The sequence below is a fragment of the Pontibacter amylolyticus genome (genome assembly GCF_014638845.1).
In the GTDB taxonomy this organism is placed as follows: Bacteria; Bacteroidota; Bacteroidia; order Cytophagales; family Hymenobacteraceae; genus Pontibacter; species Pontibacter amylolyticus.
In genome coordinates this window covers 1-25,551 of the sequence record NZ_BMFP01000003.1, presented here as the reverse complement: position 1 = coordinate 25,551, position 25,551 = coordinate 1, and the positions used below count along the sequence as shown (strand labels likewise).

General features: G+C 40.1%; 18 protein-coding genes. 6 read left to right on the top strand and 12 right to left on the bottom strand.

Translation table 11 applies throughout. From position 1 onward, the window contains the following. Positions 1-289: 289 nt before the first annotated feature. From IEV97_RS08230 to IEV97_RS08180, 11 genes are all read right to left on the bottom strand, one after another. Positions 290-673, bottom strand: a complete 384-nt coding sequence (locus IEV97_RS08230; RefSeq protein WP_188501048.1) for a DUF1622 domain-containing protein — start codon at positions 671-673, stop codon at positions 290-292. Between the two features lie 23 nt (positions 674-696). Beyond that, complete coding sequence (locus IEV97_RS08225) at positions 697-1,470, bottom strand: MBL fold metallo-hydrolase (RefSeq protein ID WP_188501047.1); 774 nt, start codon at positions 1,468-1,470, stop codon at positions 697-699. Between the two features lie 87 nt (positions 1,471-1,557). Next, on the bottom strand, positions 1,558-2,928 hold the full coding sequence (locus tag IEV97_RS08220) for an amidohydrolase family protein (RefSeq protein WP_188501046.1): 1,371 nt from the start codon (positions 2,926-2,928) through the stop codon (positions 1,558-1,560). 182 nt (positions 2,929-3,110) lie between these two features. Continuing rightward, positions 3,111-3,806 carry an ABC transporter ATP-binding protein gene (locus tag IEV97_RS08215; RefSeq protein ID WP_229733892.1) on the bottom strand — a complete coding sequence of 232 codons (696 nt, stop codon included), beginning with the start codon at positions 3,804-3,806 and terminating at the stop codon, positions 3,111-3,113. Positions 3,807-3,863: 57 nt separating this feature from the next. Then, positions 3,864-5,339 (bottom strand): DUF5687 family protein, encoded by a 1,476-nt coding sequence (locus IEV97_RS08210; RefSeq protein ID WP_229733860.1) that lies wholly within the window; start codon positions 5,337-5,339, stop codon positions 3,864-3,866. Between the two features lie 79 nt (positions 5,340-5,418). After that, positions 5,419-6,921 (bottom strand): serine/threonine protein kinase, encoded by a 1,503-nt coding sequence (locus IEV97_RS08205; RefSeq protein WP_188501045.1) that lies wholly within the window; start codon positions 6,919-6,921, stop codon positions 5,419-5,421. An 88-nt stretch (positions 6,922-7,009) separates the two neighbouring features. Further along, positions 7,010-8,401, bottom strand: a complete 1,392-nt coding sequence (locus IEV97_RS08200) for an undecaprenyl-phosphate glucose phosphotransferase (RefSeq protein WP_188501044.1) — start codon at positions 8,399-8,401, stop codon at positions 7,010-7,012. Between the two features lie 454 nt (positions 8,402-8,855). Continuing rightward, positions 8,856-10,493 (bottom strand): GNAT family N-acetyltransferase, encoded by a 1,638-nt coding sequence (locus IEV97_RS08195; RefSeq protein WP_188501043.1) that lies wholly within the window; start codon positions 10,491-10,493, stop codon positions 8,856-8,858. A gap of 45 nt (positions 10,494-10,538) precedes the next feature. Further along, the gene (locus IEV97_RS08190; protein WP_188501042.1) at positions 10,539-12,200 is read right to left on the bottom strand and encodes a GNAT family N-acetyltransferase; all 1,662 of its coding nucleotides are present in this window, start codon (positions 12,198-12,200) and stop codon (positions 10,539-10,541) included. 149 nt (positions 12,201-12,349) lie between these two features. After that, entirely contained in the window at positions 12,350-13,300 is a 951-nt protein-coding gene (locus IEV97_RS08185; RefSeq protein WP_188501041.1) for a polysaccharide deacetylase family protein, read from the bottom strand. A 642-nt stretch (positions 13,301-13,942) separates the two neighbouring features. Further along, positions 13,943-14,866 (bottom strand): glycosyltransferase family 2 protein, encoded by a 924-nt coding sequence (locus IEV97_RS08180; RefSeq protein WP_188501040.1) that lies wholly within the window; start codon positions 14,864-14,866, stop codon positions 13,943-13,945. A 633-nt stretch (positions 14,867-15,499) separates the two neighbouring features. On the opposite strand from IEV97_RS08180, the gene IEV97_RS08175 reads away from it, so the two are divergent. From IEV97_RS08175 to IEV97_RS08150, 6 genes are all read left to right on the top strand, one after another. Beyond that, complete coding sequence (locus IEV97_RS08175) at positions 15,500-16,456, top strand: glycosyltransferase (protein ID WP_188501039.1); 957 nt, start codon at positions 15,500-15,502, stop codon at positions 16,454-16,456. Positions 16,457-16,563: 107 nt separating this feature from the next. After that, positions 16,564-17,634 (top strand): glycosyltransferase, encoded by a 1,071-nt coding sequence (locus IEV97_RS08170; RefSeq protein ID WP_188501038.1) that lies wholly within the window; start codon positions 16,564-16,566, stop codon positions 17,632-17,634. A gap of 295 nt (positions 17,635-17,929) precedes the next feature. Then, entirely contained in the window at positions 17,930-18,718 is a 789-nt protein-coding gene (locus IEV97_RS08165; protein WP_188501037.1) for a polysaccharide biosynthesis/export family protein, read from the top strand. Between the two features lie 21 nt (positions 18,719-18,739). After that, the gene (locus IEV97_RS08160) at positions 18,740-21,055 is read left to right on the top strand and encodes a GumC family protein (RefSeq protein ID WP_188501036.1); all 2,316 of its coding nucleotides are present in this window, start codon (positions 18,740-18,742) and stop codon (positions 21,053-21,055) included. Between the two features lie 218 nt (positions 21,056-21,273). After that, a complete protein-coding gene (locus tag IEV97_RS08155) occupies positions 21,274-22,644 on the top strand; it encodes an oligosaccharide flippase family protein (RefSeq protein ID WP_188501035.1) in 1,371 nt (456 codons plus the stop codon). Between the two features lie 17 nt (positions 22,645-22,661). Beyond that, complete coding sequence (locus IEV97_RS08150) at positions 22,662-24,014, top strand: hypothetical protein (protein ID WP_188501034.1); 1,353 nt, start codon at positions 22,662-22,664, stop codon at positions 24,012-24,014. Positions 24,015-24,074: 60 nt separating this feature from the next. Here the strand turns inward: IEV97_RS08150 and IEV97_RS08145 are convergent, their stop codons facing one another. Continuing rightward, positions 24,075-25,208 carry a glycosyltransferase family 4 protein gene (locus IEV97_RS08145; RefSeq protein ID WP_188501033.1) on the bottom strand — a complete coding sequence of 378 codons (1,134 nt, stop codon included), beginning with the start codon at positions 25,206-25,208 and terminating at the stop codon, positions 24,075-24,077. Between the last annotated feature and the right edge of the window lie 343 nt (positions 25,209-25,551).

The following is a 25,551-nucleotide window of genomic DNA, read 5'->3' as shown; positions in this document are numbered from 1 at the left end:
TAAGACACGCCCGATAAAGTGGTGATGACGATTTGATACCGTCGCTTCTATGCAGAGTATCTTCCGAAATCCGGCTTGCTGCGTTGGTCAATCCTGATGATCAGAGCTGAGTTAGAGGATCATCCTCCCAGGTATAAGAAGAGCGATTTTGTCTGATTTTGTCATGTGGCCCGTTACCGGTTTGCCATGCAAAGAGCAAAGATCGAGGGAATGGAGCCACGTGGTGGGTCAGAGCGACGGGAACCGTTGTGAAAGCTCAGCCCTATTTTAACAGGTATACCAGGTATGGTTAAGGGGTATTTTGTGGGGTGCTCAAGGGAGGTTCTGCTTCAGGCTTTCTGTGCTGCCAGGGAAAGCGGCCTTCGAGTTCTACCTGCAGCGACAGGCTCAGAAAAGTACGGATCAGCACGATCAATGCAAGCGTGAGAACGCGTTCCATGGTGGCCTCTGTGACCACGGTCGCGATGATATCGGCGGCAACCAAAATCTCCAGCCCGAGCAGGATGGACTTGCCGAGCTCGTGGCGGAGCACTTTGTACGAGCGTCGGGAGTTGTGCTGCAGCGGAAATATGAAATGAAAGAGCGCAATGGCCGCCCCGATCGCAATGATCAGGACGCCAATCGCTTCGATGGCACGGGCAATGTATTCAATGTACAGCCTGAAGTCGTGCATGTAGGGTATACAGTCGCTTTGGTCTATTTCTTATTGTTCTCCGGGTACCAGTTGCGCAGGCGTACCTCAATGTTTTTATCTCCTTCGTTCACCTTTCGCTTAAAAGCTTCCACATCGCTCAGTCCGTCCTGACCCCGGTAATGGTAAGGGTATACGATGGTCGGCTTGAATTCTAGCACCGCAGCGGCAGCCTGGTCAATGTCCATGGTATAGGGCAGGTTCATGCAAACGAAGGCCACATCGATGTTGCGGAGCGCACGCATCTCCGGGATGTCTTCCGTGTCTCCTGACAGGTATACGGTTTTGTCAGCGAATTCCAGCACATAGCCGTTGCCACGACCTTTGGGGTGGCGGGAGTCTTCGGTTTCGGGCAGGTTGTACATGGGCAGCGCTGCAATGGAAATGCCGTGCTGCTCGGTATGGTCGTTGTTGCCGATCACCACAACCCGCTTCTTCAGGTTGTCAGGCAGCTTATCGGCCACGGCCTGCGGCACTACAAAGGTGGCTTTGTCCGTGTTGATCGCCTCCAGCGTTTTCAGGTCGAGGTGGTCTGGGTGGATGTCGGTGATCAGGATCAGGTCGGGGGCTGCTATACCTTTAAATACTTCCGCTCCGCCGTAGGGATCAACGTAAATCGTTTTCCCGCCCCATGTAAGCGCCAGCGTGCCATGCAGGACAGGCTGTATGGTGAGCGGTCCTTTTTCGGTTTCAATGCGGTCAGTGCTCTTCGTTTGCTGGGCTTGCGCTGATAGCATCAGCAGCAGGCCTGCCAGCATAAGTATGGATTTTAATTTCATAGGTTTGCGGTTAATAATGTGGTTAGAATTTTTTTAAAGTATCGGATTCCTAACAGGTCAGGAGGCATTTGGTTATAGCGCCGTTCTTTATTTTGCTTTCTCCATTTTCTTCAGTTCCTGTTTAATGTAGGCTTCTGGCAGATAGGTTTGTCCGATCACGATACCTGCTATACGCTGGGTTTGGGAAATATCCTTGAGCGGATTGCCGTGGAGCAGCAACAGGTCCGCCGCAGCCCCCACTTTCAGCACGCCTATATCGTCGCGCTTAAAGTATTTGCCCACGTTGACAGTTCCTGTCCGGAGGGCCTCGTAGGGGCTGAGCCCTGCCGCTACCAGGTATTCCAGCTCCTGATGCGTGGAGATGCCGGGCACATTGAACACCTGTGGGGCGTCGCAGCCCAGCAGCAGTCCCACCCCGTTGTCGTTGCAGGCTTTGATGAGCTTGCGGCGGAGGTCCACATACCTGCCCATGGACTCGGCGTCGTAGCGCGGGTCGGCCATTAGTTTCTGTTTGGAGGCAATCCAGTTTTGTACTGTTTTGGGGTTCATGTATCGCATTTCCGGTTTGCTACCCAAAGTCTCAGGCGACTCAGCCGGCGACATCCAGCGCTCGGCAAGTGCCTGTGTAGGTACTATCCAGATGTTCTTTTCGCGCAAAGCAGCCATTAGTTTCGGTATACGGGTGGTATCTGCCTGGTCGCTGATGTACATGGCAAAGAGTCCGGCCTCCTGCTCAGGTATAGCGTCCAGTTCCGGTACCAGGCTTTCAATGAAACCATCCATATGGTCGATGGACGCATATCCCGCCTCAATGGCCCGCCAAACCCCAACATCATAGGATACGTGGCCGGCAAAGGGCATCTTTTCCTGGTTGGCGGTGCGGGCGATGGCGGCAAATGTCTCGTTGTTGAGGCCGGGGTGAAGCTTCAGGAAATCGTAGCCCGCCTGCTTCTGCTGCCTGACCATCGCGGTACCCGCTTCGGGAGTTTTGACGCTGTTGCCATTTAGCGACGGACCAGAGGTATAGAAACGGGGACCGATCAACTCGCCTGATTGCAGTTTGCTGCGCAGTTCCAGGTGGCGCGGGTGCCCGAGCATCCCCCGGATCGTGGTGATGCCGTGCAGCGCGAACAGTTGCAACACTTCCTTCATCGGCTCCAGGTCATCGACAGGAGGGACGTGCGCGTGCATTTCGGCCAGACCGGGCATCAGGTACTTCCCTCTGCCGTCCACGATCAGTGCATTCTTGCTGTGCTTCACTTTGCCATTGCTGCCAATGGCGCTTATCTTGCCGTCTTTCACGACCACCGTCTGGTTCTCGAGCACCTGTTCTTTGTCCATCGGGATTAGATTCACAGAGCGGAACACCACCTCCCGTTCGCGGGAATTGACAGGCTGCTGCGCCAGGGCAGGGAATAAGCTCAACAAGAGAAAGAGAACAAGAAGGTACGCTTTCATGGAAGAAGATCGCTTAGGTATACCTGGTTAGTTAAACTAAAACTTACCTGCGTTATAGTACTGTAAGCTTAATCGTAAAGTTTTCTATTAGGGCGATAAGCTTCCGGATCAGCTTGTTTTAAAAAGCAAAAGCCACCAGAAACTAAACTGGTGGCTTTTATACCTGAGGTGATGCGGTATAGCTATACCGTGAAGTAGGCTTCCAAAGCCTGCAGGGTGTCTTGGGTCGTTTGCATATCCTGCACGATCTGGCCTTTCTCCAGAATGACGATGCGCTCGCATACCTCGGTGACGTGGCTGAGGTCGTGACTGGAGATAAGCAGGGTCATGCCGTGCTGTTCGTGGAGACTGCGCAGCAGGTTTTTGAGCCTGATCTGGGAGCTGGGGTCGAGGTTGGCAAAGGGCTCGTCGAGGATCAGGAGCTCGGGATGCGAGAGTGCGGCCGCGGCTATACCTACTTTTTTCTGGTTTCCCTTCGAGAAGTCGCGGATGTACTTGCGCTGCTGCAGTATCTCCCCATTAAACAGATCCATAAACGGCTGCAAACGCTCCTGAATGTCGCCGGTGGACAGGCCGTGCAGGTCGCCGATAAATTTAAAGTATTCTTCCGGCGTCAGGTAGTCTATCAGAAATCCCTCGTCGAGGTGCGAACCAGTATAGTATTTCCAGGCATCGTTGTGGGCTACAGGTATACTTTTTGAGGTAACAACGCCGTCAGTGGGGCGCACCAGGTCCAGCAGCATCCGGAACAGGGTGGTTTTGCCGGCCCCGTTGTTCCCTACCAAACCAATGGTTTCGCCGGCTGCCACGTGCAAGGATTGTATGTTCACGACCGTGGTGTCGCTGTAGGCCTTTACAAGATCTTTTACTTCAATTATCATATTCATTTCTTTTCAGGTATAGCTGATGTTTTCGTCTTTTGATTGTGGAGCTGGTTAATGCTGTCTGTAGCCTGCAGCCAGGGTATACTTTCTGTCTTCGAGTCGTTTGGCCATCTTGCGAAGCAGCTGGCGGTGGAAAACGATTCCCAACGCACCAGTAAAGGCAAGCGCGAAAATACCCCACTGCGGGATGTCCATAAAAGAGAAAGGCAGGAAGATCGCAACCGGTCCCAGGACCATCGGCAGCATCATCACAAACTTGGAGGCTCCCACGCCTTGCCAGTTAAAGGCAGAACCATTGCTCAGGTCGAGTCGCTCCTTGTTAAGCGCTGCAAAGTATAGCACGACAATAGAGTTCACGCCAATGTTGAACACGCAGCTGGCCAGGTTAATGAGAAGCACTTTCGTGCCGAACAAGGCATAGGGGAGCGTAAGGACGGTCACCAGCAGGATAGAAGGCACAAACATGAGGTACTTTGCTTTCACATACTGGTAAGTTGAAATCGGTCTGGTGAGCAGGGCGTCGTAGTGGGCGCTTTGCCAGGCCGGCACAAACTGGCCGTAGTTGAACATCGGGGCGCCCGTCACGAAAATACCCACAAAGATAAGCATGCCCCAGCCCTCGAGGTATACCTTGTTGGTATAGAAAATAAGACCGTAAAACAGCAGGAAGGCCGATATCATCACCATGGACTTCGGCCGTTTGTGGCGCCAGATCAGTTTCAACTCCAGTGCGATCAACTTTCCGGTATCGCCAAACTTGTTCAGGAACGCCATGTCACTGCCTTCCACCGTGGCTACTCTTTTGACATAGATCTCTTCCGGATAAAGGTGCTGCATCAGAAACCGGTAGTTAAGCAGGTATACGCCCACCAGCATCAGCAAAGGCAGGATTATGAGCCAGGGTTGCTGCAGCAAGGCACCAAAGGCCACCATAGAAACCTGACGCAGTGACAGCACCTGCAAGTAGTCGAGCAGCATGAGGCCACCAACTACTAATGCAAGCAGTAGCGTGATCTTCGGGTTTGAGGTAAGCTGCCGCTTGAAGTAGATGAGTATGAAATTGTTGATGAACGTGAGTAGAAGGAGGGAAGCCAGCCAGACCAGCGCTATACCTATGCCGTGCACGGGCACCACTGCACGCAGCATGAACGGTACGAAAACCAGCAGCATGAGCAGATTGAACACACTGGGTATAGAGCGCAGCAGCACGAAATGCACCAGCTTGTTCCGTTTCACGGGCAGGTGCAGGAATGGCTGAATGGCCAGCACCGGCAGATCTTGCAGCATGAAGCGCGAAACCAGGTCTATTAAAAAGTAAAAGAGCAGGAAGCTGTTAAAGGAGGCAACAGGGCTTTGGTCCGGGTAAACCTCGGCGAGTATTTTATGGCTAAAAAAGCCAAGCGCAATGAAGATGAGCGCAAAATAGATGATGAAAAACCCGAGTATAATCTTAACTACCAGGCTTTTCTCGTAAGCCGGCGACCGGCGGGCCTGCTTCCATTGCAGGTTGAGGAGAGTTCCAAACATAAGACACAAAATATATGGCTTTTTAAATATTATAAAAAATCCTTAAAAAGCCAAAGGCCTTGCACCTTAGTATAAGAAATTATTGAGTAGCCATGATGCTCACATTGATCTCGTCTATTGCGCCTTCTTCCTCTGGATCGTAGATGATCTTGTCAATGACAATACTGTTTCCCTCTTCTGTGCTCAAAAGAATGTCAATAAACTCACCGACACCAAAGCTACCTAAAGGAGCGTCGTGCATACGGGCGTAGATGATGGCATCCGGAGAGAAGTATTTTTTAATGGGCGTTCGCCACCTGTCACGCACCTCCAGCGGTATTTCCTGGTTAAGCAAGCCGTTCAGGTAACCTTCCAGGCTGGTTGGCTGCGGGTAGGCAGGCCGTACCGGGCGTGACGGAGCGGGTTTTATGGCTGAAGGAGCTCGTGTTTTGGGCGAACTGGCCTGAGGCGGATTAGTTTGTGGCTGCTGGCTGGGCTGCCTCCTGGTTAGTGTGTCCGGCCTTACCTCTTTCGGTATGCTGCCGGCCGCTGCTGGCGTACTATCAGCTACTGACGAATCAGTAATGGCGGGCATGACTGGTAGACTGGTAGTTACATCAGTATCAGCAGCTAGGTCCTTACCGGGTTTATTCCATACTAAGAAGTAATAGGCGGCGCCCAGCGCAGTTATCAGCAGCAGGAAAAGTATGGTCGGCCATAGCCAGGTCCTTTGTTTATAAACGATCGACTCTGCCGTCACATTGCCAAAAGTGCCGTAGGACTTCCAGTCGCCGTGTTCCAGAAAATAATTCGCCTCTTCAACGAGTACCTTTGCCGTAGGCCTTTTCTCAGGGTCAGGATGCAGGCAGGCGCGCACCAGGTTGCTCAGTATGCGGGAATAGGGCGCTGAAATGATCGGAATTTCCGCTCCCTGGCTTAGGCTTAGACCGCCGTTGCCCAGCCAGGGCGTTTCACCGGTGCACAGCTCGTACAAACTCACGCCGAGTGCAAAAATATCACTCGCAGCAGAGTGCTTCGGGTGGGGACCAAACATCTCCGGTGCGGCATAGGCGGTGCCCTGGGCCAGCGGCGTACCGGTAGCGCGGTGCAGGAGAGTGCGCAACTGGCTGCTAAAGGCCGGTACAGCCAGGAGATAATTCCCCTGAGCATCCACCATAATATTGGCCGGGTTGATCTGTCGGTGTGGCAAAGCGGGCTGCCTCGTGTGCAGGTACTCCAAAGCACTGCCCACCTGGTAAATCAGTCGGGCAACTTCTCTCTCCGGTAGCGGAGCAGCCTGCGACAGGGTGTGCTGTGTCTGCAGCGGTGCGGCATCAAAAGGTATACCTTGGTGTACGCCGAAATGCGAAGGAATAAGCAAATGCGGGTGTTGCAGTGAAGCCCGCTCTTCCTGTTCCCGCTGCAGCAGCTCCAGGCTATGATGATCGAGCCGGATATGAGGTGCATACAGTCTCAGCGTTACAGGAGCCCCCTCCGCCGTCCAGTCTTCTGCCTTCCAGACCTCTTCAATTCTCCCCGAACTTAGTTGTTCTTTCAGTAAGTAATGCGCCGCAAAAATGCCGTTTGTTTCCGGAATGCTCATAGTACCCTTGTATTCACATGGGGTAATACGGGAATGAGGGAATTAAGTAGGACTTAAAACTATAGCGGGAGGTGTAGTAGTGGTTTAATCAATAAGCGTTTTCGTCTTTGTTAATCATCTTCCAGAGGGTAAGATAAACTATTTTAAGATCCAGTAGCAAACTCCAGTGCTCAAGATACCAAAGGTCTGCTTGTACACGATTAATCATAGAAGCAGTTTCTTTCGTCTCGCCCCTATGGCCGTTGACTTGAGCCCAGCCGGTAATACCAGGTGTCAGGAAATGCCGCACCATGTAATTGTTGATTAGCAGGGAGTAATCTTCGGTATGCTTGAGCATATGAGGACGAGGACCTACAACTGACATGTCGCCCAACAATACATTGAAGAACTGCGGCAGTTCATCTATACTGGTGCGCCGTATAAACTTGCCTACTCGGGTGATACGCATGTCATTTTTGCTCGCCTGCATTAAATCAGAGTCCTTGTTCGGTGCCATACTTCTAAACTTATAACAATAGAATGGCTTATTATTCCGCCCGGAGCGAAGTTGCTTAAAGAATACAGGTCCCTTTGAATCAAGCTTTATAATGATGGTCATAAGCGGCACTAACCAACTAAGCAGGAAAATGACCACCAATGAGGAGAACAGAATATCAAAGGCCCTTTTTACAACTTCGTTGGCAACATCATCGAGCGGTTCCTGTCGGTGGATAAGAACTGGGGTATAGCCATAGAGTTGCACCTGGAGATTTTTTGAGAAAGGCCCACTCAGGTCTGGAACAATCCTGAAACGGAACATATGCTTGTCTGCCTGCTCAAGGAGCCATTCAATGGTTGTCTTTTGCTGTGGCGGCAGGGCACAATATATTTCTTGTATGCCATTAGCACGGCAGTACTCTACAGAATAATCTATGGCACCCAAGTAATTTAGATGGGGTGCATTTGCCGGAGCCTCATCATCGAAAATGCCTTGGATATCATATCCCATTTGGGGATTGTCAACTATATAGTTGTAGAGATCAATACCGGATGGACTGGCACCAATAATGATCATTTTGCTTTGTTTGATCCAGAACTTACGGCTGTACTTGCGCAGCATCAGAAATGATGTCCGCCAAGCCATGGCAGCAACCGAGAAGATGATCAAAAAGCTGACTAATATGAGAAAGGGTATTTCAAGGTTCGGGAGCACCAGTTTAATAGATAATACGATAGTAGCATTCAGCCCAATAGTGGCCACATTAGCTGTAATGGTAGGGAGTGCATCACGTTTTAGAATATTGTCATAAACCCCAAATACATTAGAACAGAAGAACCACGAAAGGTTAAGCAAGAGGACTATTACTCTGAAATCATGATCCTGAAATAGTATGGTATTGGGGTATGCCATGTATAAGCACCCATACAAAATTAGGTTAAGTAAAAGGTAATCTCCGACAAGGTTAACACCCTTAAAAAGGGTAATGTATTTATTTGCCATAGCCTAAAAATTATACAGTTACTAAAGAATGGAAAGTTTAGTACTATTTATATTTTTAATACGAAAAGTATAATATTAGGGTGGTGAAAAAAGTGTGTTATTATCAAAAAAAATATTTGTTAAATTATAAAATTATTAGTTGTTTTAATATTTTATAAAAATATGGTAAACGTATTGAATTTATTAGTGAGTAGTGTATTTTGTAAGATATATAATATTTTATATGTACAATAATCTTCTATATCTTTATAGAATTATATCCACTTAGAATGAGGAGGATAACTATTGAGTAGTTAGGAGAATAAAGAGAAGACTTAGGGAGTTGTCCTAAGGTATGATGATAACGAAAAGATACTGCGAGGTTAAACAATAAATTTACACATACTCAAATATTCATCCGACATTGGTGTGAAATAAGGACTTTATATTTTTTCTTCAACCATGATAGTTAGGATTATTTTGTAGCCAAAAATACGGTATGGGTTTTTGTTGGGTCAACTATAAGGCTCGCTACATTACCTAGTATCTCTTTAAGCTCCATTGTCACTGTATTCTTATAGTATAAGCCACTTAAAACGGCACTCCCATCAGGTAGTTCAAAATTTTGAAGAGTATGATGCTTGGATAACCAACAGCAAAATAAAAGTTTCCCGTTGCGGCTAAGGGTGAAAGAAATTTCTTCTTTTTCAAATCTATGCATGGCATCAGCTATAAAAGCCCACCTGCTTTTTTCACCTTTACTGGGCTCGTAATTAAGTAAGTCGCTTAAATTATTAGATTTTATTTCTGGCAGGAGATGGGTTTTGTAATCAGGTATAGTAATTGCACCCGCACTTACTGAAACTATATTAGAAAATACTTCTGATACGAGGGCCTTAGGTTTTACAGTTTTTAAGTGGTAATGCAGAAGACGTGCTTTGTCCCTAATTTCTTTGGACGATAGATTGCTTCTAATTAATGTATTCTTTGTAATTGCTCTAAGCGGTAAAACAATTTTATTATTAAAATAAGTTTGCCATGCCCCTGTGATTTTTAGTTCATGCACATAATCGTAAGCGTTAGATAGCCTCTCTTTATAAGGATCATTCCCAGGTGTAAGGTCATAAATGTGATAACCCTTACGTAGAAGCTCTTGTCCTAGCAGTAAGAAGTTTAAAATTCCTGGGGAATATTTTGCATGTCTGCAACAGTGAGTAGCAATTTCACTTCCATGGATCCACTTGTTATTACCAATTGTATCAATAATCGATGCGATAATATTTCCATTTAGAGTTAAGAGCGTTACATGCAAAATTCCTAACTCGAACAATTTGAGTAAAAACTTTTTCTTAAAGGGGTCTACTCTGAACTCCAGCCAGTTGTATTTGGCAGCTTTTCTAAAATCAAACTGATCTGCCAATACATCGAGCACCTGAGAAAACCTTTCGATTGTAGTTACATGCTCGAATTCAAAATTGCCAGTTTTTTTGAGTTGGTTATACCTTTTTCTAAAGCGCTTTGAATTGATAACGTTCATAATACTAGGATCACGAAAGTCCATCAAAGGGCGTCTAAATGCACGGATAGTACAGTGGCACCTCCAGGCAGGATCTTGTGTGGCCCACTTAAGCGGAGTTTGAGGAGGAGTGTTGTAAAAAGTTATTTCGTGGGAAGGAAATTCACGGCGCAAAGCTTTAATAGCATTTTTGATAAATGCGTCTCCAAAGTCTTTATCTGCTAACCATACTTGATAATGCGCATCCCTTACCCCAGCGACATGAATCGTGTTGCAGCCTTTTTTTTTTGTCACAGTTAGCAATCCTGTCAGCTTGCCATCTTGAAAAGATCTTAAAATAATCGGAATATATTGATTTTGGTACAGGGTATACCATACTGACACGAAACCTTTACTCTGAAAGACGGTTCCCCATTCACAATCATTACATAGTTGCTCCCATTGTGCAGTAAAGCACACATCTTCTAATGCATCTAATGCTACTGTTCCTACCAATATTTCAATGTCAGTTTGGCTACACTCTTCTGGTGTATATACCATCTTCTGAAATGGAGTTGATACTGTACTTAGATTTTCATGGGTTTGTGTTTGAATCATAAGTATCGAGGTGTTTATGGTGCAGAATATAATTTTACCCCTTTGCTATTTTGGGTGAATGTCAAGGTTCTCCAATAAATAGATGGTTTTATTAGGTGATGATGTCAAGATCTTATCAGCTACTTTCTTAATAAAGGGAGCAAGCTTCTCAGTTACCTTAGAATGACAATAGATATTACAAAGTATAGCAGAATCAGATGGCAAGCTTTTGATTTCTACTTCATCATTAATCTCTCTACTTCTTAAATGTTGTGGTGCGAGCCAGACTAGACACAGAAGTTGATTGTTTTCGCAATAAGTATATGATATAAATCCTGCCTCGTAATGTTTCATGACTTTTTTCATGAATTCCCAACGGGTTATGTCAGATCCATTCGGGTTAAAGAGTAAAATGTCTTTTAAGCAATCTTGTTTAACTCCCAAATTTGTTGGGAGTAAGTGCTCATCAAGGACAATTTGGGTTACTTTGGCTGCATGGGGTATTGCAGACTTGCTTAGTGAGCTTATATTTAGGAAGAGTAAGAGGCTCTCTTTCTTCATTATATATTTAGTGCTCATAGTATTTCTAAGTTGCCTCGCATCTAACCCATTCTTTTCGATTACAGATTTAACCAATGCTTTGATTTTATAAAAGTTTTTCAAATATAGTGCCTTATACTTGCTAGTCAGACGGAGTTCGATCAATGTGTCATACTCATCGGCATGCGCCTCCTTATAGGTATGTCCCCCTGGAGTTATATCAAACATAGTTACACCAGCGTCTTTGAGCGCAATGCTAAGTAACTTCAAAATCACGTATGCCGGGGAATAGCGACCATAAGCAGGTGAATAGGTGTTTATACCTGCACCGTGCGACCATCCAGCGCGACTTGTTGTAGCTGTTATACCTGAAATAATGTTTCCATTTAATTTTAGTACAGCTGCTATTAAGACATTTTTTTTAATAAGATCCAGCAAGAATTTTTTTTTTGCTGGGTCATCTTTGAAAGGCATAATATTTAGCGTAGCAGCCTTTCTGATATCAAATTGATCTGCTAATTGATCCATAACCACATCCAATACATCAGGGTCCTTAATCAGTTCAAACTTAACTTCTCCAAGCTTCTTAAGACGATTATACCTTTCTTTGAAGCTCCTTTTGCTAAGAACCTGCCCCCTATCTAGATTTATTAGATTCAGAAGGGGGCGTCTAAAGTTTCTTATTACACTGTTCTTTTTCCAATAATCAGACTTCTCTATCCAACCCATTGGCACATTTTGCGGTATATATTTGAGTGTGATATCTTGGTTAGGGAAACGATTAAGCAATGTCTTTAAAGCAGCTTGAATAAATATCTCTCCATGTAAGGGTGTAGAAAGCCACAAATGATAGTAAGCATCGTGACCGCCAGCACCAGCTATGCCAAGCTCATTTACACCTTGAGCTAAGGGCAAAAGTCCAGTCAACCTGCCCCGATAGCGTGACAACACCACAATAGGAGTATGTCTATCCGAATAATGCTTGTACCAAGAAGCCACGAAATCATATGTTTGAAATATTGTAGCCCACGGGCAGACTGAGTATAACTGATTCCATTCAGCGATAAAATTTACGTTTGCCAAGAGGAGCATGACATCATTACCTACCAGAAGATCTATACTGCCAATTTCATTGGATTGTAAACAATCTAATTTTGATTTTTCCTGCGTATATTCTGGAATTATCATGGTCCTTTTAAGATATGGGATTCGGACTGTTCTTTAGAGATAGTCTTAGAGGCTAGAGTTCGCTGTGCCCCTTTAGTTCGCCTTGTAAAGAATTAGCTTTATAATTGATAGAGTTATTATGTTTACGCGCAATTATAAACGAGTGTTTATTAAAACGACTTCACCGGTTTCTGGTAATTTTGAGGTTGTCCTATAACTACTCTTCTTAATCTTTGCATAAGTGGTTCCCATACACCCATCATTCGACAGATTGTTTCAGGGAATGAAGCACTTTCAATCACTTCGATCCGAGGAAGTTCAAATTCTTTGTGCAACCTGTGTGGGGTTAAGTGTTTAGGATTTACGGTAAATGCCATTTTATAGCCCTGCAACTGTAAAATATGAATCTCACGTTCGGAGTAATTCCCATTAGGGTATGCGAAGTAATCAATATTTTTTCCGGTCCAAGACTCAAGTTTCTCCTTAGAGATCATTAACTCATTGTATACTTGTTCATAACTACAATTAGTTAGTATAGGATGTGATACGGTATGTCCTCCAATAGTAATCCATGGTGAAGATGAGATTTTTTGGATTTGTGCTATTGTCATTGCCTCTCTCTGAAGATGAGTTTTTTTTTTAAACTCGTTAATTAGAGACAAGCGCTCAATATTTGGTAATTGTTTGAGTGTTTTTATAGGCAAATCAGTTAGTTTTTGCCTGTGAGCTTCCTGTAAGTAAGACCACCAGTAGGCTCCATTTTCAATTGGTTCTGTCGATACGAATATTGTTACAGGCACTTGATACGTTTCAGCTGTTTTCACTATGTTATCCACGTTGCTAAGCCACCCATCGTCCACAGTCAGAACGACAGCTCCTTTGGGGAAAGATGATTCTCTATCAATTATCTTCTTAAGATCAGTTGTACTCAAGAACTGAAACCCATTCTTTCTAAGCCATTTCAGGCATTTCTCAAATTCTTCCTTAGATGGCTTATGAAAGTATAGAGAAAGTATATGATCGCCGCGAAGCGCCTTTATCTTAGCCCTCTCAACGTAGCCTAAAAGCATTAAAATATTAGCTACGACATATTTTAATGCACAAGCAAATTTATTTATCATAAATTTTTTTTTTAAAACCGCTCATTCGATTCAGAAAGGAATTTATACATCACTCTTAACATATATTTACTTTAGATAATTATACTGGTTTTATTGATTAATGTTTGACTATTTTTATAATATTTATTACTAATTTATGTGATTAGATGGTTCTAAGTAAGTTGATTTGTTAATAAAAGATTTTAATAAATTAAATTCAAACACGAGCATGCAGGCTAGCTATAGTGCGTTTTAAAAGTTGAATAGTATTAGTTGGATGCATTAAAGCAATATGAAGATCTGACAGCACCGCTTTCTCGTTCTGTTGCTGGCTTAGCCTGGGTTGCTGAAGACTGCCTAACAGAGTTCTATGACTAGGTGAAAGCAGGGCAAGGTGGTGAGCATCTATGTGGGGGACCTATGCCTTTCATCCCGGTTGACCAAATTCAGTGGTGTCAAGACCCCATGCTTACTTAACCTGCATAGGCTGAAGAAATTTTAGAATACCGTCTAAAGATACTTTAGAAAACCAAGCGTGAGGTATTGTAATTGCTTTTGACCTCCTCTTTCATCAACAAAGGGCCTTTCCATACCACCTAGTAGGGGAGAAGTTAGAACTGTCTGTCATTAACCAATGACAGACAGTTCTAACTTGAAGCATCTCTAAAATGTAGTAGAAAAAGCGATAGACTTTTTAATTTGTGAATATGTGATTATTGATCTTCTTATTAAAAAGGAAGGTAATAGCGTAAGGAACTGCCCTAACAGTTTTATATGTGCCTTCTCAGCGTAAGAGATAAGGGTATTGCACTCCTCTTTCTTATTAGAAGCAATACCAAGTAGAATTGTTTTTAATAGACCATACGTTAGCATGCCCGGGTTATAATGTTGTATATCAAATCGATAGAGCTGATAATACAAGCTTTGTGCATCAAAAGTATTGCTTATTATGGATTTATTTGTTAATTGAGTATTCGAAGTAAGACTATCACTTCTATTCAATTCTATTTTTGTAGTTACATGTGGTATAATTAATTGAGGTGATGTAGTCCTGAAAACTCTGTACCAATTCAAAAATTCAAACATTCTGAACCTTTCATAAAACAGGTATTGCTTCATTATCTCACTTCGGACAACATGAGTAAAGTCTCCCTTTAGCTCTCCAGTAATCCAATCTCTATACTCAACATAAGTAGGCTCTATCATAGTTTTATATTCCTGACTACGATATGATACTAAAAACAGGAAATGATTAACTTCTTTAAAGCTGTTAATACTCTCGGCTATTAAAGATAGTCCACCAGGTACCAATTCATCATCACTATCTAGAAATAGGATAAATTTTTTGCTTGCAGCTTCTATGCCTCTATTCCTACTAAAATTTACACCCCGGTTTTCTTTATTAAAAATGATTTTTATGAAGTTTGAATGGTCTTTTAATGATTTCAGATAAGTTTTTGTGGAATCTTGTGAGAAATCATCTATAATAACGACTTCCATGCCATCATATAACTGGTTTCTCAAACTATTAACGCATCTTTTTAGTGCGTCTATTCGGTTATAGGTTGGAATTATGATGCTTATCATTTAGATATTCTTATATTGAATGCCTATAAATTCTTAATTTCCCTAGCTTTACTAACATTTTCGATATTCGAACAGATTATATTCTTCATTAATTATTCTATATATATAAATGTTAAATTAATACAGCTTTATTATATATAAATTTCTATATAGTAAATAATGGCGTAGTCATATATTGGTATCGTATAGTGTTCGTTTCAATACGATATATATAGAGCAGTCTATAACAAAGCCTGGTTAATATAAAATATATTGTATTATACTTATTTTTATTTGATTTGTTTGATAGTTTGATAAACAATTGTCTAGAAATAGGATTAGTTTTTATAGTATCATATCTGTTCCTCTCATACAACTTGTGTTTAAGATTTAAAATTGAATACTGATAACTATTGAGGTTTAATAATATTACTGATGGAGCCCCATATAAGAGAAGTAAACAGAAATTTAAAATTTAGGATAATTATAATTATTTTTTAAACTTTTTACGGCTGTAGAAGTATAATAAAATCGTATGTCGATTTTATGCTCTGCAATAAAATTGAATATATCCTTTGATTTAATTTGAGATATAATTCCGTTAGCCTGGTAACTCTTATCTGTTGATTTTTACTATATAATAAGTCCTTGATTATGCATAAAGTTAAAGTCTCTATAATCACATCATTATTCAGATGTGAAAAATATTTGGTTGCCTTCCTGAATCACTTGGAGAGAATAAGTAATGTAGAGGAATGTGAAATAATATTAGTCCACAATGATCCATCTGAAGCGGAGTTAAACATCCTAGCGAATTTCAGAAACCCCGGAATTGAAATTGAGCATATAAAAGTAACGAGAGAACCTCTTTATAGCTCTTGGAATAGGGCAATACATAAATCTAAGGGTGAATTCTTAACGATATGGAATGTAGATGATGTTCGGCTCCCAACTGCTATTGAAGATCAGAAAGTAGCCTTAGATAATAACAAGGAAGCAGCAATAGTGTACGGTGATTTTACCGTTGTTAATGAATACGGTTCGACAACAGGTCTTAGGGTGACTGCGCCAAGGTTTAGTCGTTATGATAAATCATTTTTTCGTAATCATCATATTGGCCCATTTCCAATGTGGCGGAGAAACCTGCATGATTCAATAGGGTATTTCGATGAACAGTTTAAACTTGTAGCAGATTTGGATTTTCAAATAAGATCTGCTCAGAAATTTCAACTTTTAAAGTTGAATAAGCATCTTGGATACTATCTAGAAGGAACAGCTGGTAATCTTAGCAGTAATTTCAGTTTACAGGAAGTAGAAAGGACAGCATTACATCTAAGGTATAGTAATTATGATCTTATTTTTTTAACACATCTCCTTAGTCTTGATCAAATCAAGGTTTTTAATTATAAGTGGTTTGGGAAATATCATCCCGTTGAAGAATGGAGTCATACTCAGTCCATTAAAAAGGTGAAGAATTTGCCGCTACTGTTCTTCTCAATAATAAGATTGCCAAAACACCTAGCTCAGAAGTCTATAAGGACTTTGCGTAAGTATTCAGGACAATATTCACTTACTTTTTTGAGTAAAAGAAATACTAAGCCACTTATTTAGTTTTAGTGAGACTAGTTCTGCTTTTACTTTGCTAGCTCCGGTTTAATGATAAACTGTGTTGCTATATAATTTATAATATTAGCATGTTATTCTTAAACTAGATTATTATGAAGATAGCCCATTGTATTTTTGGTTTGCAAACTGGTGGCGCTGAGATTCTTACTTTAGAATTAGTAAATAGAATGTGTGTTAATAATGATGTTGTGTTAATAATAGTTAATAACGACTGGAATAATGAGATATTAAAACTTATAAATCCGAAGATAAAACTTTATTTAATTCAGCGCCCGATTGGAAGTCATAATCCCTTATACCTATTGAGTCTGAATATCTTACTTTACAAGTTAAAGCCTGATATTGTTCATTGTCACGATTCTAAAATGGGGAAATTGATAAAAGTAAAGGGACCGAAGATTATATATACAATTCATGCAATGGGAATTCCGGTGGATTTTTATCACCATTATGATCTTGTGGTAGCTATTTCGGATGCTGTCTACAATGATGTTATAGCTAAATGTTCAGGATCAATTAAAACAATTTATAATGGCATAAATTTCCAGGCGTTTAGACGCAGGATAAGTTATATTCTAGCAGATGATGGACCTTTTAAGTTAGTTCAAGTTAGTCGCCTCAATTATCAGAATAAAGGGCAGGACATATTATTACATGCCGTATCGAAGCTACGAAAAGAGCATAAAATCAATTTGTCAGTTGATTTTATAGGAAAAGGAGAATCCTTATCATACTTGAAGGGACTTTGTCAGGAATTAGGTATACAAAAAAGTGTAAATTTCAATGGGGAAAAAAAGAGAGAGTGGTTATATTCCAATTTGTCAGATTATCATTTATTAGTGCAGCCTTCAAGGTACGAGGGTTTTGGACTGACTATATTGGAAGGATTAGCAGCAGGTATACCTGTTCTTACATCAGATATTGATGGACCAGAAGAGATTATACGTAAAACAGCCGGGGGCCTGCTATTTACAAGTGGAGATGTGCAGAGTTGCGTTGATGCCATCATTCGGATATTTAATATGTACAAGGCGAATAAAATTCAAGAATTTATATCTCGAACTGTAGACTTAAATCAAACAGAATATTCTCTAAACTCCTGTGTCAATAATTATTTGCATGAATACCGTAAACTAATTGGGCAGTATGCTGTGATAAACTGAATTTGTATGCCTGCACAATTCATGTAAGATTATTTAGAAATCTGACACCCGCCCAAATCTTCTTTCAAACTCCTTTCGTCGATGAAATGACTATGTTGTAGATACATTACTAGTTCTTGAAACCAGGGAGAATTAATATCTATGTTTTTAATGATTCTTATTTTTATTAAAACATTTATGATATTTATTTAGTAAAAGTGGATATAAAAAAAGATTATTTACACCTATATTCTCATGAATTCTCTTTCTTAATTACCTACTGATTTTTACGAGCCTCTATTTTACAACATATATTATGAAACACCCTGCAATGCTGACACTAATATCGCTAATTAGTGTCTTAGTGCTTTCCCAATCGTGTGTAAGTACCCGAGGTGCAGTTTACTTCAATGACTTAACAGCCTCTGAATTTGCCTTGGCAACCGGGAATTTAGAGTCTATAGTACAGCAAGGGGATTTACTAAGTATTTCAGTTAATAGTCGTAATCCTGAGGCTACCTTAATATTTAATAGCCCAAATATGCTAGTTACACAGGCTTCGACTGTGTCTGGCAGTATGGCACAAGCTTCTGGGTATTTAGTAGACGAAGATGGCTTTATACAATTTCCATTCTTGGGGAATATTAGGGCAGCTGGTTTGTCTAAAAAAGAGCTTAAAGAATTTATAACAGCTGAACTTTCCAAGCAACAGCTGCTTGTTGACCCTATTGTAAATATTCGTTATTTGAATTATAGAATATCGGTATTAGGTGAGGTTGCAAGACCATCTGTAATAAACATACCAAATGAGAAAGTAACACTACTCGAAGCATTGGGGCTAGCTGGAGATCTAACAGTATACGCTAAACGTGACAACGTTTTACTTATCAGAGAAGAAAATGGTAAGAAGAAAATAACTCGAATCGATCTTACCTCAAACGAATTATTTACCTCCCCACACTACTACCTTAAGTCAAATGACATAATTTATGTAGAACCGAACAAGACAAAGGTTGCCAGTGCCAGTTGGACAACACAATGGCTGCCTATTGTATTTAGCGCTCTGTCTTTTGGGGTTATTGCACTCGACCGCTTAACCAGATAATTTTAATATTCTGTTTCAAATATGGATAACCAGCTACATGATAACGGAAGAAATTTAATAGTTGAGTTAAAGCATCGGTATCTCCCATATTGGCCCGTATTTGTTGCTTTACTTGTCATTTCTCTACTATTAGCTTATGGATATTTAAGGTACACTTCGCCAATGTACGAGTCAACGGCTTCTCTGATCATTAAAGATGAGAATAAAGGTGTTGATGATCCACGCATGACCGAATCCATCAATATGTTCACCTCTAAGAAAATTGTGGAGAATGAGATCGAGGTTATTCAGTCCCGAGCCCTAATGAAGAAGGTTGTAGAGGATCTGGGTTTATATGCGGTTATGTATGAAGAAGGCAATATAAAACCTATATCTGCCTACTTATCATCACCAGTTAGCATCAAGCTTAAGAACCCTTATAAATTACCTGTAAATGCCGATCAACCCTCAAAAATTTCTTTAGGTTTTAATCATAAATCTAATAAAGTAACACTAGATAAAGAAGTCTATCCAATTAATAAATGGGTCCAGACTCCTTATGGAGAGATGCAGTTTTTGATGAACCCAAATCAACAGTATAAGACTTCAAACATATTATATGTTCAGCTTTTGCACCCGCAATTAGTAACTGATGCCATACTTCATAATCTCAGTGTTTCCCCAGCCAGCAAACTGTCTACTGTAGTCAATTTAACCATAAAGGATAATGTGCCTCAGCGTGGCGAAAATATCCTTAATCAGTTAATTTATATATATCATCAAACTGCAGTAACAGATAGGAATACATTGGCTTTAAATACATTGAAATTCATTGAAGAAAGAATCAAGGTTGTGGAGAAAGAACTAGGACTCTTAGAAAGTCATGTACAGAAATATAAGTCCACAAAGGGTATTGTGGACCTGAGTGAGCAGGGGAAAGTCTTTTTGCAAAATGTAGGCGATAATGCTCGCAAGATGGAAGACATTACTATTCAGCTAGCAGTACTGAATAAAGTAGAGGACTATGTTATTTCCAAAAACAATACGTCAAGTATTGTTCCAGCAACACTGGGCATCAATGATCCAGTTCTATCTCAATTGCTTCAGAAGCTATATGACTCTGAAATACAGTATCAGCGACTGAGGAAAACAACAGGTGAAAACAATCCACTAGTAGTCTCAATCTATGATGAAATTGAGAAAATTCGGCCAAGTATTTTAGAGAACATCCAAAGTCAGCGGGAAAATTTGTTAGCGACACGTTCGAACTTATTGAATACGAGAAGTAAATATAACACTGCGTTACAGATTATTCCTGAAAATGAGAGAGAACTCTTAGATATAACCAGGCAATTAGAAATCAAGAATAGTGTGTATACTTTCCTACTCCAAAAGAGAGAAGAAACAGCCTTGTCTTTTGCTCCTATCACTACTGATAGTAGGGTAATCGATGTAGCAGAATCTTCTCTTTGGCCAGTAAGTCCAAAGCCAAATTTGGTATATATTATTGCTTTTGGTATGGCAATCCTAACTGGGGTGGTCTTAATTACTGGAAAAGAATTACTGTCAGGTAAAATATTATATAGGTCGGAAGTTGAAAATTTTATCAAGGCTCCTATAGTAGCTGAATTGTCTAATATAAGTAAACGAAAATCTAAGGTTTTTGAGAAACCTGATGCCTATGTTATTGAGCAGTTTAGGCATATGAGAACAACTTTGGGGCTTTATGGAAGGACCTTCAGCAAGAAGAAAATATTGGTTACTTCCAGTATTCCTGGTGAAGGTAAGAGCTATGTAAGTTCCAATTTGGCATATAGTCTAGCTTTATCAGGTAAAAGAGTAGCGCTATTGGATATGGATCTTAGAAATCCAAATGCCACTACATTATTTGATTCTCTTAATGAGGAAGGAATAACAGACTATTTAAATAGCGAAATAGAAATAGCTAAAATTATTAAAGAAACAGATCTCGCTAATTTAATTTTGATTCCTGCAGGAACGAATATTGGGGATAACTCCGAACTATTATTGAACGGGAGATTGGAGACTCTGTTTGACTTACTTGAGGCCGAGTTCGATTACATCATTTTAGACTCTCCACCCGCTAGTCTGGTAACAGACGCTTATTTACTTGCGGAGTTTTGCGATATAACTCTTTTCATTGTCAGGCATGCCTATACGCCTAAAAGCATTGTTCAGCGTCTAGAACTGGTTACTAGAACTCAGCCTATAAAAAACTTAGCAATTGTTTTTAATGGCGTCAAAGTAAGAGGATTTTTTAAGGAGAGTTATGGTTATGGATACGGCTATTCTGTTGAAGGTAAATATAAAAACAATTATGCTCATAGGCGATCCTGATGAATGTTCAGAATAGCGCATTCCAAAGAGCTATTATATTTCATTTTTGTTAGCAGCTCTAATATTCTAAAAAGTAATGGTTGAAGAATATCTGTTATAAAGGGCTTAAACCCTGACCGTCAACGTTAGAAATAATGGGATAACGCTAATCCATTAACATCCAGTTTTTTGTGTGAGGAATTAAATTATAAATCAGGATTAGTAAAGAGCTATATAACGTGATAACAACAAAAAGTTCGACCAATGAATCTATTAAAAAGCTCGGTAGTAACATAGTATCTCTACTAGTTGTTCAGATTTCTAATTACGCATTGCCCTTAATAAGTATTCCTTTCTTTACACGAATTGTAGGTCCTGAAAAGTTTGGCATAATAAATTTTGTTGGTGCTTTTGTAGGGTATTGTATGTTGTTAACTAGTTTCGGGTTCGATACATCGGCGACAAGAGACGTTGTCCAAGTCAAAGATGATCCAAAACTGCTAAATCAACTATGTTCGGAAGTCTTTTATAGTAAAGTTCTGCTTCTTGCCATAAGTCTGGTTGCTTATGGAGTGCTAGTTTACTTTGTACCTCAAATGAGACAAGAACTATTTGTTAGTATATCTTCCGTATTACTATGTTTTTCGGTTGTACTTATACCATCTTGGCTGTACCAAGGTTTCCAGGATAACCATTTACTCGCTTATTACAATATTGCTTCTAAAATTATATTCACCATTGCCATATTATCAATGGTTAAAGTAAAGGCCGATTATGTATTGTACCCTTTGTTTCTGAGCCTCTCTCAAATAATTATCGGTTGTGTAGCCTTTTATCAGATACATCATAGGTACCAAATAAAAATTATAAGAGTTACATTCGATAAAATCAAAGAAAGGATAAAAAGTAGTCAAGCAATCTTTATATCATTTGTTATCATCAGCTTGTACTCCACATCAAATATATTGATTATAGGATTTCTTGAGGATGAAGAGGCGGTTGGGCAACTTTCAGCAGCATTAAAAATTATGGTACTTATTCAAGCATGTATAAGTATGCCTTTTTCGCAGGCTTTATTTCCCTTCATTGGTCAAAGATTTAGGGTTTCTAAGGATGAAGGCTTGAGAGTTGTACAATTTACTATGCCAATTGTGCTGACTTTGGCATTCATCGCTTGTTTACTAGGTTGTTTACTGGCGCCAGTTTTGGTAGGTATTATATTTGGCAAACAATTTAGCGAAGCAATTAATATACTTAGAGTGTTGTCATTCGTACCCTTCGTGATAGTTTTTAGCCAATTCTTAGGTATACATATAATGGTAAATTTGAATATGGACCTAATTTTTAAAAAAGTGATTTTCTCCGGTGCTTTGATCGGCATTGCGATGAATTTCCTTGGAGGCTATCTTGGCGGAACTGTAGGTATATCTTTCACTTACTTTTTAACGGAATTACTTATAGCGTTTCTTTTCATGTATTTCCTTAAAAAGGAAAATATCACATTAAGCATCCTATTTGCAAAGGTAAACGAGAGTTTCAGCGGAGCTGTTAGCTATATTAAAAGTATAAGGAACCAAGAAAATTTACTTAATGATGATAATAACTTCTGAAACAAAATAACTGTAGCATGATAGGCCTTATCTCTACATTATTAGCAATATATTTTTATTGGGAATCCTCAAAAAGATATTTATCATTTTTGTTAGTTTTTTGCCTTGTTACTGGTGGTTTTCAGATCATCCCTGAAAATTACATGGTTCTTCCTGCTTTGGGTATATCTAAAACCTATGATTGGGCTCTCATATATGCAATATCACTCATTATAATTGCACCCCAGATTTATATCACTAAGAAATATTGGGAGAGAAATAAGGAGGTAGTTGTATTTACTTTTATTTTGGTCTTTCTAGCCTTATATAGCATTCATTATGTTGGGGTAGAACGTCAAGTAACGATAAGGGTTTTAAGGAACTATCTGTTCTTCATCCTTCTGTTCCCTTTTTTGCAACTGCCGAAAACTGATTTTTCTAAAGTAATAAGGTTACTTGTCTATTTTACTACTTTAGCTTCGGTGTTATATTGTCTACAGCCCTTCCTTGGCCGCACTTTATTGAATGGAGCCCCTGTTGAGGGGACTGTTGAAGCGGTAGGGCTTCTCCGTTTTTACAATCTCCCTTTTTTTGTTGTGCCGTCAATTTTTTTACTACTACTTTGTAAATCTCAATTAAATTTAAGGTTTCACAACATCCTGCTTGGGGTAAATATTTTAGTAATCATATTGTCACAGCATAGGAATCTCTTGCTTACGCTGGTGTGTTGTTACTTTATATATCTTTTAATATCAAACAAGCTCAGGCTTAAAAGCTTTGCGTTGTATGGGTTGAGCTTATTTTCCTTGTCCTTTGGTATTGATGTCTATTTTGATAATCGATTTTCAGAAGGTCTATTGGAACTTTTAGAGCCTCCAAAAGATATCACACCAAGCTACTTATATTCGATTAGCTCTTCAGACATCTCTACTACTGAATTTAGGAGACTTCATTTCCTTGAGCGCTTTTATTACGCTTTAGAGAGTACTGATAAATCTCTGTTCGGATTTGGCTTTCTTACAGAAGATTCATGGTTAGTGCACGAACTATCCTTTAATATTGGTGTTGCTAGCGAGTATGGAGAGATCGCTCAAGTTAGCACTTCAGATATATCTTGGTCAATATTTGTCGTACATTTTGGTATAATTGGTACGCTTGCTGTATTTCTTTTCTATCTAGGATTTGCTACTAAATTTTATTTGATGAGGAAGTACGAATATTGCAAGGTGGGATTTCTGTATATTATAGCCCTTGTGTTAACCTCTTTTTATGGTATAGACATTATATTACCACATACTATCAGCCTTCTTGTTTTCATTGTTAGTTATTGGTATAGCTGTAAGTATAGTGAGGAAAGTAAAGATATTTGTGTCTATCAAGAAGCTAATTAGATCTTGAATAAGATAAAAATATATTCTTAACGACGCTATATAAACAGGATTATCAATTACCTATAATAGTTTTAGATAACCCATTATTTCTTTCCCAGCCTTTTTCCAGTTTAGTCTCTTTTGGTATTCACCATAAGAGGATAAGCATAAATCGTTATATCTTGTGTGATTATTAAAGGAAGAATAGATGTAGTTGCTCCATTCTTGTGTACCAGAATTAGGTGAGAACGTCTTACCATTAACATTTTCTGTGATAATTGTAGGAATTCCTCCCACAGTTGTAGAAATGACTGGTAAACCAAATGAGTTTGCCTCTGAGAAAACAATAGGCGTGCAATCAGCCTTTGTAGGTAAAAGCAGAAAATGGCTATTTATGAATAACTCAGTTAATTTATCTCTCCCAATCTCTGAAGCTTTACTAATGAAGCCGTGATTAGTTATATACTCGGGTAAACTCTGCTCAGGAATATTATTGTTGCCAACTAGATGCAGCCTTGTTTTTAAACCCATATTATTCAATAGTTCTGTAATTTTTATTGCTACATCACCACCCTTGCGCTTCCAATCTACACCAATAAATAATAAATTACACTCTGTACGGTTCTTACTATTAGTTATTGCTTTTACATCTTCCCAACTCCTCTCGCTATCAATGTTAGCCCCAAACGGGACAATCTTAATTTTGGAAGGATTCACATTATAATGTTGGATTGCAGATTGTGCAGCCCAATCAGATGAATAAATAATTAATTGAGCAGAATCCATTGCCTGTTGCTCAAGGAAATTTGCCTTTACGACGGCTTTAGGATCTAATTTTGAAAAACCTTCATAGAATCCAATCATTCCGGCAAAAGTTGCGTCTGTGTAAAAAACTTTTGGTTTAGTTGTTTCCAGGAGTGCAACCGGAATTGAACTAGGTGAAAATATGACATTTGTATTAGGCTTTATCAGTTTGCTTGTTTGCGCTGATACTTTTTTAACGACCTCTGGCTCTCTCGACAGGTCTAAACTTTTACCTAATACCTTATATATTAATTTCCTTGAATTTATCATAAAACCTAGATTCCTCTTATGCTGATTGATGAAATCCAGTTTTGCTTCCTGATTGGATAAGGCTTTTGAAATGAAATGTCCTAGTCCTGACCAGTTGTTCACATCTGATGCATCGTAATCTGATATATAGGTTATGTTCATAAAAATAATGGTAGAGCTTTAAATTATAGAGATGTTATATAAAGTGCCTGCATAACTAGTGTAAAAAAGACGATAGTTTACAAAAGGAAAATATATATACTTAATGATTAAGAAATTAGGCGAATAGTTAAATAAATTATGAAAGTCAAAGTGATTTTTTAGCTTCTATTCCTTTTGTATTGATTATTCATACTAATGCTTATAGCTTCTTAACTAGGCTCTGCATAAAGTAGTGAGATTGCTTCCCTACCACATCCAAACAGCTATGTTCGGTTGCTTCGGATGTCATGTCTGCGAGGGTGGCTCCTGCAGTTCCGATGCGGATGTTGTCAAAGAAGAGTAC